The 16695-nt window shown below is 34.5% G+C and carries 20 protein-coding genes; 1 reads left to right on the top strand and 19 read right to left on the bottom strand.

Annotated elements, in window-relative coordinates:
* Window positions 1-8 precede the first annotated feature (8 nt).
* The 4 genes from upp to RIN63_RS10210 are packed head-to-tail and all read right to left on the bottom strand — an operon-like array spanning window position 9 to window position 2655.
* Window positions 9-638, bottom strand: a complete 630-nt coding sequence (gene upp / locus RIN63_RS10195) for a uracil phosphoribosyltransferase (RefSeq protein WP_310444629.1) — start codon at window positions 636-638, stop codon at window positions 9-11.
* 55 nt (window positions 639-693) lie between these two features.
* Complete coding sequence (rpiB, locus tag RIN63_RS10200) at window positions 694-1131, bottom strand: ribose 5-phosphate isomerase B (RefSeq protein WP_310444630.1); 438 nt, start codon at window positions 1129-1131, stop codon at window positions 694-696.
* A complete protein-coding gene (locus RIN63_RS10205; protein WP_310444631.1) occupies window positions 1128-1580 on the bottom strand; it encodes a low molecular weight protein arginine phosphatase in 453 nt (150 codons plus the stop codon). The genes rpiB and RIN63_RS10205 overlap by 4 nt, the downstream gene beginning before the upstream one ends.
* Before the next feature lie 13 nt (window positions 1581-1593).
* The gene (locus tag RIN63_RS10210) at window positions 1594-2655 is read right to left on the bottom strand and encodes an L-threonylcarbamoyladenylate synthase (RefSeq protein WP_310444632.1); all 1062 of its coding nucleotides are present in this window, start codon (window positions 2653-2655) and stop codon (window positions 1594-1596) included.
* A 122-nt stretch (window positions 2656-2777) separates the two neighbouring features.
* On the opposite strand from RIN63_RS10210, the gene RIN63_RS10215 reads away from it, so the two are divergent.
* The gene (locus RIN63_RS10215; RefSeq protein ID WP_310444633.1) at window positions 2778-3485 is read left to right on the top strand and encodes a ZIP family metal transporter; all 708 of its coding nucleotides are present in this window, start codon (window positions 2778-2780) and stop codon (window positions 3483-3485) included.
* Window positions 3486-3515: 30 nt separating this feature from the next.
* Here the strand turns inward: RIN63_RS10215 and RIN63_RS10220 are convergent, their stop codons facing one another.
* From RIN63_RS10220 to RIN63_RS10290, 15 genes are all read right to left on the bottom strand, one after another.
* On the bottom strand, window positions 3516-3950 hold the full coding sequence (locus RIN63_RS10220; RefSeq protein WP_310444634.1) for a DUF2383 domain-containing protein: 435 nt from the start codon (window positions 3948-3950) through the stop codon (window positions 3516-3518).
* Between the two features lie 97 nt (window positions 3951-4047).
* A complete protein-coding gene (locus tag RIN63_RS10225) occupies window positions 4048-4845 on the bottom strand; it encodes an undecaprenyl phosphate translocase family protein (protein WP_310444636.1) in 798 nt (265 codons plus the stop codon).
* 154 nt (window positions 4846-4999) lie between these two features.
* Window positions 5000-6058, bottom strand: a complete 1059-nt coding sequence (prfA, locus tag RIN63_RS10230) for a peptide chain release factor 1 (protein WP_310444637.1) — start codon at window positions 6056-6058, stop codon at window positions 5000-5002.
* A gap of 66 nt (window positions 6059-6124) precedes the next feature.
* The gene (locus tag RIN63_RS10235) at window positions 6125-6664 is read right to left on the bottom strand and encodes a chromate transporter (protein WP_310444638.1); all 540 of its coding nucleotides are present in this window, start codon (window positions 6662-6664) and stop codon (window positions 6125-6127) included.
* A 15-nt stretch (window positions 6665-6679) separates the two neighbouring features.
* Entirely contained in the window at window positions 6680-7183 is a 504-nt protein-coding gene (locus tag RIN63_RS10240) for a chromate transporter (protein WP_310444639.1), read from the bottom strand.
* A 17-nt stretch (window positions 7184-7200) separates the two neighbouring features.
* Window positions 7201-8049, bottom strand: a complete 849-nt coding sequence (gene prmC / locus RIN63_RS10245) for a peptide chain release factor N(5)-glutamine methyltransferase (RefSeq protein ID WP_310444640.1) — start codon at window positions 8047-8049, stop codon at window positions 7201-7203.
* Window positions 8043-8996, bottom strand: coding sequence for a DUF1385 domain-containing protein (locus RIN63_RS10250; RefSeq protein WP_310444641.1), 954 nt, complete (start codon window positions 8994-8996; stop codon window positions 8043-8045). The genes prmC and RIN63_RS10250 overlap by 7 nt, the downstream gene beginning before the upstream one ends.
* 250 nt (window positions 8997-9246) lie before the next feature.
* On the bottom strand, window positions 9247-9447 hold the full coding sequence (gene rpmE, locus RIN63_RS10255; protein ID WP_310444642.1) for a 50S ribosomal protein L31: 201 nt from the start codon (window positions 9445-9447) through the stop codon (window positions 9247-9249).
* A 93-nt stretch (window positions 9448-9540) separates the two neighbouring features.
* Window positions 9541-10914, bottom strand: a complete 1374-nt coding sequence (gene rho / locus RIN63_RS10260) for a transcription termination factor Rho (RefSeq protein WP_310444643.1) — start codon at window positions 10912-10914, stop codon at window positions 9541-9543.
* Between the two features lie 121 nt (window positions 10915-11035).
* The gene (gene glpX, locus RIN63_RS10265; protein ID WP_310444644.1) at window positions 11036-12004 is read right to left on the bottom strand and encodes a class II fructose-bisphosphatase; all 969 of its coding nucleotides are present in this window, start codon (window positions 12002-12004) and stop codon (window positions 11036-11038) included.
* 11 nt (window positions 12005-12015) lie between these two features.
* A complete protein-coding gene (fsa, locus tag RIN63_RS10270) occupies window positions 12016-12663 on the bottom strand; it encodes a fructose-6-phosphate aldolase (protein ID WP_310444645.1) in 648 nt (215 codons plus the stop codon).
* A 109-nt stretch (window positions 12664-12772) separates the two neighbouring features.
* Complete coding sequence (locus RIN63_RS10275; RefSeq protein WP_310444646.1) at window positions 12773-13624, bottom strand: class II fructose-1,6-bisphosphate aldolase; 852 nt, start codon at window positions 13622-13624, stop codon at window positions 12773-12775.
* A 137-nt stretch (window positions 13625-13761) separates the two neighbouring features.
* Window positions 13762-15369, bottom strand: a complete 1608-nt coding sequence (gene ggt, locus RIN63_RS10280) for a gamma-glutamyltransferase (protein ID WP_310444647.1) — start codon at window positions 15367-15369, stop codon at window positions 13762-13764.
* A 90-nt stretch (window positions 15370-15459) separates the two neighbouring features.
* Entirely contained in the window at window positions 15460-16278 is an 819-nt protein-coding gene (locus RIN63_RS10285; protein WP_310444648.1) for a 3-keto-5-aminohexanoate cleavage protein, read from the bottom strand.
* A gap of 12 nt (window positions 16279-16290) precedes the next feature.
* The gene (locus RIN63_RS10290) at window positions 16291-16671 is read right to left on the bottom strand and encodes a hotdog domain-containing protein (RefSeq protein ID WP_310444649.1); all 381 of its coding nucleotides are present in this window, start codon (window positions 16669-16671) and stop codon (window positions 16291-16293) included.
* Window positions 16672-16695 lie beyond the last annotated feature (24 nt).

Genomic DNA, 16695 nt, shown 5'->3' on the forward strand with positions numbered 1-16695 from the left:
CTCTCCTTTTACTTAGTGCCGAACAATCTATCTCCAGCATCGCCAAGTCCTGGTATAATATATGCATGATCATTTAACTTTTCATCTAAAGCTGCCACATAAATATCCACATCTGGATGGGCTGTAGTTACTGCATCTACTCCTTCTGGAGCTGCAATTAGGCATACTAATTTTATTGAATTAGCTCCCCTTTCCTTTAAGAAATCAATAGCAGCTGTAGCAGATCCACCTGTTGCAAGCATAGGATCTAATACTATTAATTCTCTTTCTTCTATATCTTGAGGTAATTTGCAATAATACTCTACAGGTTTTAAAGTCTCAGGATCCCTATATAATCCAATATGTCCCACACGAGCTGCTGGTATTATTTCTAGCATACCATCAACCATACCAAGACCTGCCCTGAGTATAGGTATAAGTCCTACCTTCTTTCCTGATATAACTTGAGATTTCATTTTCATAATAGGTGTTTCTATTTCGATATCCTCTAAAGGAAGATTTCTAGTTACCTCATAGCCCATGAGCATTGAAACCTCTGTAACCAATTCTCTAAATTCCTTAGAACCAGTATTTTTATCTCTAATAAATGTAAGCTTGTGTTTAATAAGTGGATGATCAAATACTACTACATTCGACATATAAAAAAACTCCTTTCTTATTGCTAATTATTTTCCTCAAAGATTATATCATAGTTTACCCTTCAATTTCACTAATTTTATTAACTCTTTTTTCATGTCTTCCTCCAGCAAATTCAGAATTTAGCCATGTATCTACTATTTCAATAGCTAAATCCACTCCAATTACCCTTGCTCCTAAGGCTAAAATATTTGCGTTATTATGCTCTCTACTCATTCTAGCAGAATAAGTATCCCCACATAATGCACATCTAATCCCTTTCATCTTATTGCAAGCTATGGATATTCCAATACCTGTACCACAGATAACAATAGCTCTATCTACTTCTCCACTAATGACAGCTTCTGCTACCTTCTTGCCATAATCTGGATAATCTACTGATTCAAGGGAATCAGTTCCATAATCTATATATGCAATTCCCTTTTTATCTAAATACTCCTTAATATATTCCTTAAGCTGAAAACCACCATGATCACTACCTATACCAATTTTCATTGTTTATCCCTCCTCAATATCTTAAACTGCATTATTGCCTCATAAATTTCATCCCTAGTCCTTTCATAATATGCCAAATTTCTTCCAAAGGGATCCGCTACATCTTTTTCTTCTCCATAGGCATATTTTAATAAAGTAAATAGCTTATCCTTCGCTTGAGGATAATTCGATAGTATAAATTCCTTGTGAGATTGAGACAAAGTCAAAATCAAATCAGATTCATCAACCAAATCCCTATGGAGTTGTGAAGCTTTATGTTTAGATATGTCTATTTTAATCTTTTTCATAGCTTCTATTGAATTTGGAGATGCCTGGGAACCATCATATGCTGAAATTCCTACAGAGTCCACATCTATATCCAGTCCCTTTTCCTTAGCAATGGATTTTAAAATACCTTCTGCCATGGGGCTTCTACAAGTGTTTCCTGTGCAAACAAATAATACTTTCATCTACTTCTCTCCTTTAGACCTTGATTATCTTCCCTGATGCTGCTTTCATCATCCTATTCATTATGGCTATACCAATATGAGATAATTCTACTCCTTCAGCTAAGATAATATCCACATTAGCTTCATCAAATAACCTTATTGTATTGAATAAATTGTGAGCAATAGTATTTATATCTTCTCTACTACCCATGGATATATTTACAGTTTCTTTAGCATATTCCTCATAATATTTCTTTGTTTCATCTGTACACATTATTCCTACAGTTTTTCCTTGAATCTTGTATTCCTTAGCATATGCAATAATTCCTTGGGTAATCCCTGCAAGATCTCCACTAAAAAGTACCATATCTGATTTCGGTGCATAATGTCTGTACTTTTGACCAGGAGACTTTGGAATAATATTATCATCTGACTTTATTATACTAGAATCTATAGATATATTGGGAATTATTTTTCTTAAACTTTCCTCTGTTACTCCACCTGGTCGAAGAATCATAGGTAAATCACTTGATAAATCCAATACAGTGGATTCTAAGCCTATGCCTGTATCTCCACCGTCAATTATCATATCAACTTTCCCCCACAAATCCTCTACCACATGCTTGGCAGATGTAGGACTTGGCCTTCCAGAAGTATTGGCAGAAGGTGCAGCTATGGGGACATTAGACAATTTAATTAAATCCAAGGCTATATTGTTTTCAGGCATACGAACACCTACAGTATCAAGACCTGCTGTAGTTATATCTAAGACCTTATTAGATTTTTTTAGGAGTATAGTCAGTGGTCCTGGCCAAAACTCTTCCATACATCTTTTAGCTATGTCTGGAATATACTCTACTAATTCCCTTACTTGATCAATTGAATAAACATGAAGGATCAAGGGATTGTCTTCAGGTCTACCCTTTGCAGCAAATATTTTCTTTACTCCATTTTCATCAAGTCCATTGGCACCTAGACCGTATACTGTTTCAGTAGGAAATGCAACTATTCCACTATTTTTTATAATACTTGCAGCTTCTTTCATTAAACTAATATCTATATTTTCCTTATCTATTTTTAATATCCTAGTTTCCATTGATTACTCCTCTTTTATATCACTTTACATCATTATATAGTATTACAATTCAATTCACAATTCATAATTCATAATTAATATTTTTCTTAGGCATTGCATACTTATAGATGGGAGGGATGAAAATGAATCCGTGGATTGTTGGAGTTGTTGGTCTTATAATAGGAATTGTTGGCATTAGTATAGGAAGTATGATTGGTATTTCAATCAAAAAAACAGATTTTGTTTTAAGTGTTTTATTCGGATTAAGCGGTGGTTTTATGATGTTTATAGTGAGCTTCCATCTATTTCCTGAAGCTTTCTATCTTGGTGGTACTCTTACAGTAATCACAGGAGTAACCATAGGTATCTTGCTAATTATTATATTAGAAGTATTATTTGAAAAGATACAATCTTTTATTCCAATGAAATCCAGCATAATTATTGGACTAAGCATAGCTATACATAGTATACCTGAAGGCCTGGCACTTGGGTCATCCATTACCACTGCATCTGACTTTAGTATAGTTTTAGCCATGGCACTACTAATGCACAATATTCCAGAAGGAATTGTACTATCTGTACCTTTAAGTATGAATAAGGTTAAATCATGGAAGATAATTTTACTTAGTACATTAATTGGCATTCCCACAGGAATAGGGGCATATTTGGGAGCAAGTCTTGGTTCTCTATCAAATTCCATAATCCCTATATCCCTTGCCATTGCAGGAGGAATCATGCTCTACATAGTCTGTGATGAGCTAATACCAACAGGAAAAACCCTCCACAAAGGAAGGGCTTCAAGTATCGCAACTATTATTGGATTTATATTAGGTATTATTGTATATTTTTAGTGGGACACTACTCCTGTCCCTCTGTCCCACTTATGATAATAAACCTTTCAGCTTATGAATGGATTGTCTATCCTTTTCCAATATTTCACCTGCTAGATCTCTAGATTTTTCATCTAATTTTCCTCTTAATATTTCTTCTGCCATATTAATCCCCTTTGTCTCCCCTTCTAAAGCCTTCTCAATAACTTCATTAACATCTACTTCTGAGCCTAATTCCATATTTAACTTCATTTCTCCCATTTTTCCCTTCATGAAAGTATTTTCATTTGGTTTCCCATCAATATTTTGTATATGATTGGCTAGGGTCTCAATATTGTCTCTATGCTGACTTTGAATATTTTTTAAATTATCTTTAATATCCCCATCTTCTATTCTGGATATAAATGTGTTAAAGCTCTCTACTGCCATATACTCCCCTTGCAACAAGTCATTAAGTGCCTTTATACTTTCTTTGTTTTGTTCCAATTCATTTCCTCCTTGGTGAGACTTTTTTATCTATTCTATCTTCCCACTAATTTAGAAATTTATTCTGGTAATTCTGGCACTAATCCTATTATCCTACTTACGCCCATTTGCTAAAACCATGGGATAAATAAAAACCTATTAGGAATATGACCATACTTAGTAAATATTCTAAGGTAAATTCAATCTGTGGTAATATAGTGATTATTGAGCCTCCTACAAAACCTAAAATAGCGTAATATGTATATCCATAAATCTTCTTGAACAAAAAATTAATTATCCTTGCAAATAATAAAATAGAAAGGACAAATCCGATCCCCATAGGTATAAGTATGATTAAATCTATATTTGCAATTCCATCAAGAACTATTTCATATGCGCCTATATACATTAAAATAAATGAAGAGCTAATACCGGGTATAATAGTTCCAAATCCTATAATTACACCATAAATAATCAGGGCAAACAAGCTAGTATTGTCCACTGGAATGATATTTGAAGAACTATTTCTCCATATTGAAAATAAAGATGTTATACTAAATGCAATTAAACAAGGAAGAAGAAATTGTTTTTTAAATCCATCTCTATTAGCTTCCTTAATTACAGAAGGAAGTGCTCCTAGCATAAGTCCAATGAAGAGAAATTTAACTTGTGGCTCATGTTGCTCAAATAGATATTTCATAATATTACTAAAGCCTAAAATTCCTACACAAGCCCCTAGACCTAGAGGAAGTAATATAAATACTTTTTTCTTGAAATTCTTGAAAACATTTGCAATAGCATCAGTAATCTTGTCATAGACTCCAAACATTACAGCAAATGCGCCTCCACTAACACCAGGAGCAATGGCCCCTATTCCAATTATAATTCCTTTTATAAAATCCTTAAAAAAATCCATAATATCAACTCACTTTATATCCACAGCATTTTTGGCTACGGATTTTAAATTTATAATTTATTTTAAATTATAACACTAGTATGTAGTTGCTTCAAGAAATCATTAAAACAAAAACTCCAGATTGCTCTGGAGTTTTTGTTTTTACATATAAAATTTAACTTAATTTTTCAGCTTGATCTGAGGTAATTAGACCATCTATCATCTCATCTAAATCCCCATCTACAAAAGCATCTAATTTATATAAGGTTAAATTGATTCTGTGATCTGTTACTCTTCCCTGTGGGAAGTTGTAAGTTCTAATTCTTTCTGATCTGTCTCCAGTACCTACTTGGCCTTTTCTTTCTTCTGCTATTTCAGCTGCTTGGTCAGTTAGCATTTGATCATATATTCTAGATTTTAATATTTTCATAGCTTTTTCTCTGTTTTTAATCTGAGATCTTTCATCTTGACATGCAACTATTACTCCTGTTGGTATATGTGTGATTCTAACAGCAGAGTCAGTAGTATTTACGTGCTGACCACCTGCACCAGAGGACCTATAGATATCTATTTTTAAATCACTTTCATTAATCTCTATATCTACATCTTCTGCTTCTGGTAATACCGCCACAGTAGATGTAGAAGTATGAATTCTACCACTGGATTCAGTTTCTGGAACCCTTTGAACTCTGTGTACACCAGATTCATATTTTAATCTACTATAAGCACCTTTACCCTTTATCATGAATATTACTTCTTTGAATCCACCAATTCCTATTTCGTTGGTATTCATTATCTCAACTTTCCATCTATTTCTCTCAGCATATCTTGAATACATTCTAAATAGTACACCACAGAATAAAGCTGCCTCATCTCCACCAGCTCCACCTCTTATTTCCACTATAACATTTTTATGATCATTAGGATCTGTTGGTATAAGCAGTACCCTTAGTTCCTCTTCTATAACTTCTAGAGCTGATTCAAGTTCTTTTATTTCTTCCTTGACCATTTCCTTCATTTCATCATCTAGTTTTTCCCTTAGCATTTCTTTAGCTTCTTCAAGACCTGTTCTAGTCTCCACATATTCCCTATACTTAAATACCAAAGGCTCTATATCAGAATGTTCTTTCATGACCTTTTGAAATAGTAGTCTGTCATTTATTACTTCCATATCCATTGCTTTTTCGCCTAACTCCACATATCTTTCTTCAATAGCGGCTAATTTATCTAACATTTTTTCACTCTCCATTATTCAATTCACAATTCACAATTCATGGCTCACAATTCACAATGAAAAACCCTACAACTTATCCTTCAATTTCCATTTATTTATGATTACCGATCCCAATCCTCCAGCTATTACCAAGTATATTGGGCTTATACCTAGAAAAACTATTATCAAGGCTGCAGCTAATGATACTGATAATTTTTTATACCCAAATCCTGAAGTCTTCACCATCTTATATACTGCAGACAATATAAGTGCAACGATGGTAGGTCTTATACCTAAAAATACCTTATCCAAAATAGGATTATTTCTATATTGATAGAAATAAATGGCAACAAGTAATATAGTAAAAAATGAAGGTAATATTGTTCCTAGAGTACAAACTATTGCACCTGGTAAACCTTTCAATCTATATCCCACATAAATACTTGTATTTACAGCTATGGGACCAGGAGATCCTTGAGAAACTGCAATTGCGTCTAAAAATTCATATTTATCTATCCATTTTTTCTTATTCACTACTTCTTCTTGAATAATAGGTATCATGGCATATCCTCCACCAAAGGTAAAGGCTCCAATCTTAAAAAATGTTGAAAACATTTGCAAAAACATTCTCCCCCTCCTCCTTTAGTATAAGAATACACCCAATACACCAGCAAGAACTATTGCTAGAATAGGGTTAAATTTCTTAAATGTTACTAGCACAAAAATTATTATTGAAATAACAACAGCTTTTATGTCAATAAAAGCATTTTTACCAACAGTTACAGCTGCTGCAGCAATTAATCCCAAAACCACAGGTCTAATCCCAGAGAAAACCCACTTTGTATAAGGGCTATCCTTAAACTTGGAAATAAAATGAACTATCAAGCTCATTACTATAAAGGAAGGTAATACTACTGCAAATGTAGCAGTCATTGAACCTAGCACTCCCCCCACCTTATATCCTAAAAAAGTTGCCGAATTTATGGCAATTGGCCCGGGTGTCATCTCTGCAATCGCCAAAATATCTATAAATTCTACAGCTGTTAGCCATCCATGCACTTGAATTATTTCCTCTTCAATCATAGGGAGCATAGCGTAGCCTCCACCAAAGCTAAATGCTCCTATCTTAAAAAATGATATAAACAACTGAAATAATATATCCACTATCCCACCTCAACTTTCTTCATACCAAATACTACTCTATTATGTCCTTGCAAATCCTTTAATATAGTAGTTTCCCTAAAACCTTCTTTAATTAGAATATCTTCTACTGCCTTAGCTTGATCATATCCAATCTCATAAATAAGTAGGCCTCCATCTTGCAGAAATTCTTTACTTAAATATGTAATCCTTCTATAAAAATCCAATCCATCAAGACCACCGTCCAAAGCAAGTCTAGGCTCGAAATCCTTTACTGTTGTATGAAGCTTTTCTAGTTCATCTTTAGAAATATAAGGAGGATTCGATGCGATAATTTGAAATTGTCCTTCTAAATTAAGATCTTCGAGAGCTTCAAATAAATCTCCCTTATAAAAACTTACATTATCTAACTTCAATCTATTTTTATTAATACTTGCTACTTTAATAGCAATATCTGAGATATCTACTCCAATTACCTCTGCATTCTCACAATAATTTCCAATACTCAATGAGATTGCACCACTGCCAACACCTAAATCCAATAGCTTTATAGGTATAGTTTTATATTTTTCCTTAATATACCCAATAATATACTCTACCAAAATTTCCGTATCTGGTCTAGGTACTAAAACTCCTTCTTCTAAATAAAAGTCCAGTCCCATAAACTCCCATTGACCTAATATGTACTGTATAGGGTATCCAGTAGCCCTTTTTACTGTAAGTTCCAAAAACTTATCAACAATATTAGGGGATACTTCTCTATCCCCATAGGTATATATTGTTGATTTATCCACATCTAATAACTTACATAGTATCAAGATTGAATCCCTAATATCACAGGATGATTTCTTTAACAGTTCATTGATTACCATTTATCCTCATCCTTATTATCTGGAAGAACTGCCTTCAAAGCTGCAATGGCTACTTCAATTTGATCGCTATCTGGTTCTTTTACAGTTGCTAATTTTTGAATCATTAGTCCAGGATAGGAAAAGAAATAAGCTAACTTTGACTTACTTTTACCGATAAGTCTATTTATCTCATAAGATATTCCTGCAATCACAGGGAACATTAATATTCTAACTAAAAATCTTTGTAATGGATTTGGCCACCCAAAGAAAGATAAAACTAAAATACTGACTATCATTACCATAAATAAAAAGCTGGTACCACATCTAGCATGAAGAATTGGGTACTTCTTTACATTTTCAACAGTTAGTTCTTCTTCATTTTCATAACAATGAATTGTCTTATGTTCTGCTCCATGATATTCAAATACTCTCTTTATATCCTCAAGCTTTGATACTGCAATTACATAAATTAGAAATATAAATATTCTAACTACCCCTTCCAACAGATTCAAACCTATTGAGCTGTCTATTTTTGACTTAAAGAAATTAGTAAGAATTGTTGGTAATATCATAAAAATCCCTATAGCCAAGGCTATGGAAAACACCATTGCAAAAAACATTTCAACATCCGCTGCTTTATCCTTAAATATTTTTTGAGTTAATGTTATTTTAGGTGAAGATTCTTTATTATCCTCTTCATAAAATTCAGCAGAATACATCAAGGATTTGGTGCCAAGGATTAAGGATTCAACTAATCCGACTACTCCTCTTAAGAATGGTAATTTAAATATTTTATTTCTCATAGCTAAAGTATTTAGTTTTTCTTTCTTTAGCTCAATTTCATGATCAGGTTTTCTTACAGCTATGGCTACATCCTTGGGACCACGCATCATAACCCCTTCAATTAGGGCTTGCCCACCAATGCTAGTAATATGTTTTGGTACTCTATTTAATTTCTTAATTTCCATCTATACACCACCTTTTTAATCAGTGAAGAGTTAATTTAGGTCATTCACTGTATTTATGCTAGGTCATTTTCTAAATTGTTAGGTCATTTTCCTCAGTCTCGAAATTCAAATCTATTTACTCCCTACCGGTCGTATAGATTTGGTTCTCGTTGCGTTTGACCTACTAAAGCTCACTATCGTTCGCTAAGTTAGGTCATAAAAAATAAAGGTTAGATGCTTGGGCAACTAACCTAATTTCTCTTTGAAGAAATTAATCGATTTGATATTTCTTCTTGAATTTCTCAACACGTCCGCCACGTTCTGCAAATTTTTGACGACCTGTAAAAAATGGATGACATTCTGAACAGATTTCAACTCTTAGTTCATCTTTAACAGAACCTGTTTTGAAAGTATTTCCACACGCGCAAGTAACAGTAGTTTCTTTATAGTTTGGATGAATATCCGCCTTCATTCCTTTCACCTCTCTTCAAATGCTAATTTATAGCAAAAAAACAATTTCATAATTCAACCACTAAATTATAGCATATTTATTTTCTAATTTCAACTAAATCCAAATTTTATTTCTCATTTCAACAATAAATTGATCATTATCCTTAGATTTTAATAAATTGTCAATTAAAGTCTCCGTTACATCCTGAGTAGATGCATTTCCCATGGCCTTTCGTATTGCCCATATAGTCTCTAATTCTTTTTGAGTAAGTAGTAGTTCTTCCCTTCTAGTTCCTGATCTGTTAATATCAATAGCTGGGAAAATTCTCTTTTCAGATAATTTTCTGTCTAAATGTATTTCCATATTGCCTGTACCCTTGAATTCCTCAAATATAACATCATCCATACGACTTCCAGTCTCCACTAAAGCAGTAGCAAGAATAGTTAAGGATCCGCCTTCTTCTAATTTTCTTGCAGCTCCAAAAAATCTCTTTGGCTTGTGAAGTGCTCCTGGGTCAAGACCACCGGATAGTGTCCTTCCAGTTGCAGGAATTGTCAGGTTGTATGCCCTAGCAAGTCTAGTAATACTATCTAATAAAACTACTACATCTTTTCCATGTTCAACCAATCGTTTTGCTCTTTCCAATACGATTTCTGCAACTTTAGTATGATGTTGTGGCAATTCATCAAAAGTTGAATAAACCACATCTCCCTTTACAGATCTCTTCATATCTGTTACTTCTTCTGGTCTTTCATCTATTAAAAGTACAATAATCTCAACCTCGGGATGATTTCTAGATATAGCATTTGCTACCATTTTAAGTAAAGATGTCTTTCCTGCCTTTGGTGGAGATACAATCATTCCTCTTTGTCCCTTACCAATAGGTGATATCAAATCAATCATCCTAGTTGCAAGTTCATTTCCGTTGGATTCAAGTTTTAGTCTTTGATTGGGATAAATTGGAGTTAAGTTATCAAAATTAGGTCTTTTTAGACAAGTTTCTGGATGCATTCCGTTAACAGATTTAACATATAGGAGAGCTTTGTATCTTTCCCCAGGATTTGGGGCTCTTGTAACACCGAAGATTTTATCTCCAGTTTTCAATCTAAATCTTCTGATTTGAGAAGGCGAAATATAAATGTCATCCTCACCAGATAGATAATTGTCAGATCTTAAAAATCCATATCCATCTATGTGTAATTCAAGTATCCCCTCTGCACCATTTATGGTATCCATGTTTTCCAATTCTTCAGTGACTTTTTCTGGTAAATCTTCTGTGTCAATATCTTTCATATCTATTGTTACCTCATTTTGCTCTACTTCTTTTTCCTCTTCTTTTTCCTTTTCCTTTTCCTCAGAAGCAAAAGTTTGAAGAATTATATCTATCAACTCATCCTTCTTATATTTATAAGGACTGTTGACTCCTTGAGTCTTAGCTATTTCTCTAAGTTCCCCAATTTTCTTGTTGAGTAAATCCTTCTCCGTCAAAAATTAACACCACCTTTCTTTCAATTCAATGAATAGTGAATAACTAATAGCTAATAGTTAAAGGACCCAAAAGCATTACTGAAAACTTTTCACTTTTCACTATTAGTTATTAACTGTATTCTTACTTCGCGTATTCTGGTTTTTTATCTAATATATGTCTTGATTCTATAAATCTTACGGTTCCTGTTTCAGCTCTTGTAACTAAAGTATGAGTTGATGCAATATTGTTTTCTAGGTACTTAACTCCTTGAAGTAGTTCTCCATGGGATACTCCTGTTGCTGCGAAAACTATTTCATCTCCTTTTACAAGGTCATCTGTCTTATACACTTTGCTTAAGTCTGCACCCATTGCAATACATCTCTCTCTTTGCTCATCAGTTACTGGATGTAGTATTCCTTGAAATTCTCCACCCATACATTTCAATGCAGCTGCAGTAATAACTCCCTCTGGAGCTCCTCCTATGCCAACCATCATATCTACACCAGTATGTTCAAAGCATGTATTGATAGCAGCAATTACATCACCATCAGTTATCATTCTAATTCTTGCTCCAGCTTTTCTTATGTCTGCTGCCAATTTATCGTGCCTTGGTCTATCCAACATAGTCACTGTAACTTCAGATACATCCTTGTCCAAGGCCTTTGCAACTGCACGAACATTATCTCCAATTGGAGCATTAATATCTATAACACCAGCTGCTCCTGGTCCCACTGCCATTTTATTCATATAAGTATCTGGTGCATGAAGCATACACCCTCTAGGTGCTATGGCCACTACTGAAACAGCATCAGGACGACCATAAGCAATGGAATTTGTACCATCTAGTGGATCTACTGCTATGTCTATTTTCAAGCTATCTGGCCCTGCTATACCTATTTGTTCCCCAATATATAGCATAGGGGCTTCATCAATTTCCCCTTCACCGATAACTACAACTCCATCAATATTTACAGTATCAAACATTCTCCTCATCGCATCAACAGCAGCTTGATCTGCAGCATTTTTATCTCCTCTACCTAAAAACTTCGCACTAGCCAATGCTGCTGCTTCTGTTACTCTTGCTAAATTCAACGCCAAATTTCTATCCATTATAACACTCCCTAATTAGTTTTAATGCTATTCCAATCTTTTAAGAATTTGTCAATTCCAATATCAGTTAGTGGATGAGCTAACATTTGAACAAATACCTTATATGGTATAGTTGAAATATGAGCCCCAGCCTTTGCAGCATCTAACACATGAATAGGATGCCTAATACTTGCAGCAATTATTTCTGTATCAATGCCATGCAAAGCAAATATCTGATATATATCTTCTATTATATCCATTCCTTCATTTCCAACATCATCAAGTCTACCAACAAAAGGACTTACATAAGTAGCCCCTGCACGAGCTGCAAGCAAGGCTTGATTAGCTGAAAAAATCAAGGTAACATTAGTCTTTACTTTTTCCTCAGTTAGTACTTTTACAGCCTTTAATCCCTCTTTAGTCATAGGGATTTTGATAATAATATTTGGATGAATCTTGGCTAACTCTCTAGCTTCCTTCAGCATGCCATCTTTATCTAAAGAAACAACTTCAGCACTAATAGGTCCATCTACAATATCAGAAATCTCCTTAACAACTTCTTTGAAATCCCTACCTTCTTTAGCTATTAAGCTAGGATTCGTGGTTACACCACAAATTACTCCCCACTCATTAATCTCTTTTATCTCTTCAATATTAGCAGTATCAATAAAAAGTTTCATTACATACACCCCCGTATTCAATTAATAATTAACGATTAACAATTGTTTGGGTCTAGCTATTGGGTATTTTTGCGACCCTAGGTCCCTTAATTGTGAATTGTGCATTATTTTATGCCCTATTAACTGAACCAAATATTTGCATCTTTTCCTTTATTATTTCCTTCATTTGAGTTTTTGCAGGTCCTAATATCTTTCTTGGGTCAAAATTATCTGGATTATTCTTTAGGAACTCTTTTACACCATTAGCAAATGCTATTCTAATATCCGTATCTATATTTATCTTAGAAATACCTAATGAAATAGCTTTCCTTAAAGCCTCTTCAGGAACTCCTGATGATCCGTGTAATACTAAAGGAACACTAACTATATCCCTAATAGCTTTTATTCTATCAAAATCAAGTTTTGGTTCTCCCTTATATACACCATGGGCTGTACCAACGGCTATAGCAAGGAAATCAACATCAGTTTCATTAACAAATCTCAGAGCCTCCTCTGGGCTTGTAAATGTAGCGTCTTTTTCACTAACTGTTATATGGTCTTCTGTTCCACCAATCTTACCTAGTTCTGCCTCAACAGATACTCCAACAGCCTTAGCTACTTCTATTACCTTTTTAGTGTAGGCAATATTTTCATCCAAAGCAAATCTTGATCCATCAATCATTACAGAAGAAAATCCATGTCTAATGCATAGCATAACTTGATCAAAGTCCGTACCATGGTCTAAATGTAGAGCTACTGGAACTTTAGCATTTCTAGCTGCTAATTTACCAAGCTCTGCTATATATTCTATTCCCGCATATTTAATACCACCTTGACTGGCTTGCAATATGACCGGAGAATTAGTTTCCTCAGCAGCTTCAATAATAGCTTGTATTATCTCCATATTATTAATATTAAAAGCTCCAACAGCATATCCATTTTTTTGAGCATCAAGCAACAACTCTTTTCCTGTTAATAACATAAGAACTACCTCCATTTTTATTATTATATACTATTATATCAGATTTCAAAACTATTAGAGTAATAAATTGAAATAAATATACTAAATAAGTTTGGATTTCGGTGCCTGGCACCAAAATCTAAACTTATTTGTCATTATTAAAATATGGCTATATATCCATCTGCCCTTGACTCAGTTCCACCACAAAGCACTCCTTTTTCATCTACCCATATAATTTGCCCTCTGCCGAAACTACCACTATCTATTTGAGATACCATATTATGTCCCCTTTGTCCCAAGGCTAAAGCTATATCATTTGGAAAAGATTGTTCAACCGATATAGTTTTGTCCTTAGTCCATTGCCATCTTGGAGCATCCAGAGCATCCTGAGGATTAAGATGAAAATCTATAGTACTAGTAATTACTTGTACATGTCCTTGTGGTTGCATAAACCCACCCATTACACCAAAAGGTCCTACTGGACGCCCATCTTTAGACAAAAATCCAGAAATAATAGTATGATATGGTTTCTTGCATGGTCCTACACAATTTGGATGATTTTCTTTCATATTAAAATTATTTCCTCGATTATGCAATCCAATTCCAGTACCAGGCACCACTAGGCCTGAGCCGAATCCCATATAATTGCTTTGAATATAGGAGACCATATTTCCTTCACCGTCAGCAGTAGCAAAATATACTGTCCCTCCACTTTGAGGTTCACCTGCCTCTGGCATTAGAGCACTTTCACCAATTAACTTTGCTCTTTCTTTACCGTATTCTGGAGATAATAGTTCTTCTACTGTGGGAACCATATATTTTGGATCCCCAATATATTCAAGTCCATCTGCAAATGCTAGTTTCATAGCTTCAATAAGTATATGATAGGTTTCTATACTATCCTTTTCCTTAAGTTCAAAATTGTTTAAAATATTTAATGCCATCAATGCAACAATTCCATGCCCATTTGGTGGAATCTCCCACACATCATAACCTCTATAATTAACTTTAATTGGTTCTACCCATTCTGCTTTATACTCTGCTAAGTCTTCCTTTCTTATATAGCCTCCATATTTTCTGGAGAATTCATCTATCTTATCTGCAAGCTCTCCCCTATAGAAAGATTCTGCATTCGTATTGGCTATTTCCTCTAAAGTTGCAGCATGATCTGGTGCTAGCCAGATTTCCCCTATCTTTGGAGCCCTGCCCTTAGGAGCAAATGTTTCAAACCAATATTTAAATTCTTCTCCTTTGAGCTTTTCACTATATATCCTATATGCCCTATCCCAATATTTACCTACTGTAGGGGCAATAGGATGACCATCCCTAGCAATTCCAATAGCTGGCATCAGTGCTTCCTTTAAGGTAAGTTTCCCAAATTTCTTAGAAAGTTCAGCCCATGCTGCTGGTACCCCAGGTACAGTTACAGGAGTAAATCCATAGACTGGCATAGAATCTAATCCTAATTCCTTGAGTTTTTCATATGTTAAGGACTTGGGAGATGGTCCACTGGAGTTTAATCCATGAAGCTTACCATTTGTCCAAACTAAAGCAAAGGCATCCCCACCAATTCCATTGGCAGTAGGTTCTACCACCGTAAGTGTAGCAGCTGTAGCTATGGCTGCATCTACTGCATTCCCTCCCTTTTTCATCATATCAATACCTGCTTGTGCAGCTAATGGATGGGATGCCGCTACCATCCCATTCTTTCCATATACAAGATTTCTTTTAGAACTATATTTATGGTAAATCGGATTAAATTCCAAGTTAAAACCCCCTTATTTAGCTCTTGAATAGTTAATTTAAAAATAAGTTTGGGATTTGGTGCCAGGCACCAAATTCCAAACTTATTGAAATTATCTTTTTTTAAGTCCTAATATTTCTCTTGCTTCATCTGGAGTAGCTATTTCTCTGCCTAATTCTTTAGCTATTCTTACAACTTTTTCTACTAATTCTCCATTGGATTTAGCCAATACTCCCTTTTCTATATATACATTGTCTTCAAATCCCACTCTAACATGTCCACCCATTGCAATACCAACAGCTCCTAATGGCATCTCATGTCTGCCTACTCCTGATACAGTCCAAGTAGATCCTGCTGGAATACTATCTACCATAAATGATAAATCTCTAACAGTTGCAGCCATTTGTACTCCTAGTACGAAATCAAAATGCATTGGCTCTTTTATAAAGCCTTGTTTAGCGTATTTGATTGCATAATCAATCATACCCTTATCAAATACTTCTATTTCAGGTTTAACTCCTCTTTCGATCATAAGTCTTCCAAAGTTTTTGATAGTATTTTCAGTATTTACAAATACTTCATCTCCACCAAAGTTGCAAGTACCACAGTCTAAAGTAGCCATTTCTGGTCCTAATTCTGTTGGTTGAAGTCTTTCTTCATCAGTCATTCCAACTGCTCCACCTGTGGATGGTTGGATTATTACATCTGGACATCTCTTATAGATTTCATCCATACAAGCCTTAAATCTAGCTTTGTCTTGAGTTGGAGTACCATCATCTGTTCTAACATGAAGATGAATAATACTAGCTCCAGCCTTATATGCTGATTCTGCTTCTCTACCTATTTCTTCAACTGTATATGGAACAGCTGGGTTGTTTTCCTTTGTTACTTCTGCCCCACAAATAGCAGCAGTAATAATTAACTTTTCCATTAATATCGCCTCCTATATTCTCTTTTTATCCTTTGGAACTAAGCAAGTTCCTTCTGCTCTACAAACTACTACTGGTTCTTCCAATACATCACAAGCTGATGGACTGATATCTGGTCTAGGTACTATAACTTTTCTAGCTTCAAATACCATTTTTCTTGAAGTATTACCAACCTTTACAATTTCACCTACAGCTTCTATGTAATCACCTGCGTATACTGGTGCTGTAAATTCTACTTTATCATAAGCTACAAATAATCCCTCATCACCGTCTTGTCTAATAAGTAATTCTGTAGCTACATCACCAAATAATCCTAACATTCTTGCACCATCAACTAAATTCCCACCATAATGAGCATCTGCTGTACTCATTCTAAGTCTAATCATTGCCTTCATTTGCTTTTCCCTCCATCTTATATT

Source organism: Tissierella sp. (assembly GCF_031460495.1).
Lineage (GTDB): Bacteria > Bacillota > Clostridia > Tissierellales > Tissierellaceae > JAVKTS01.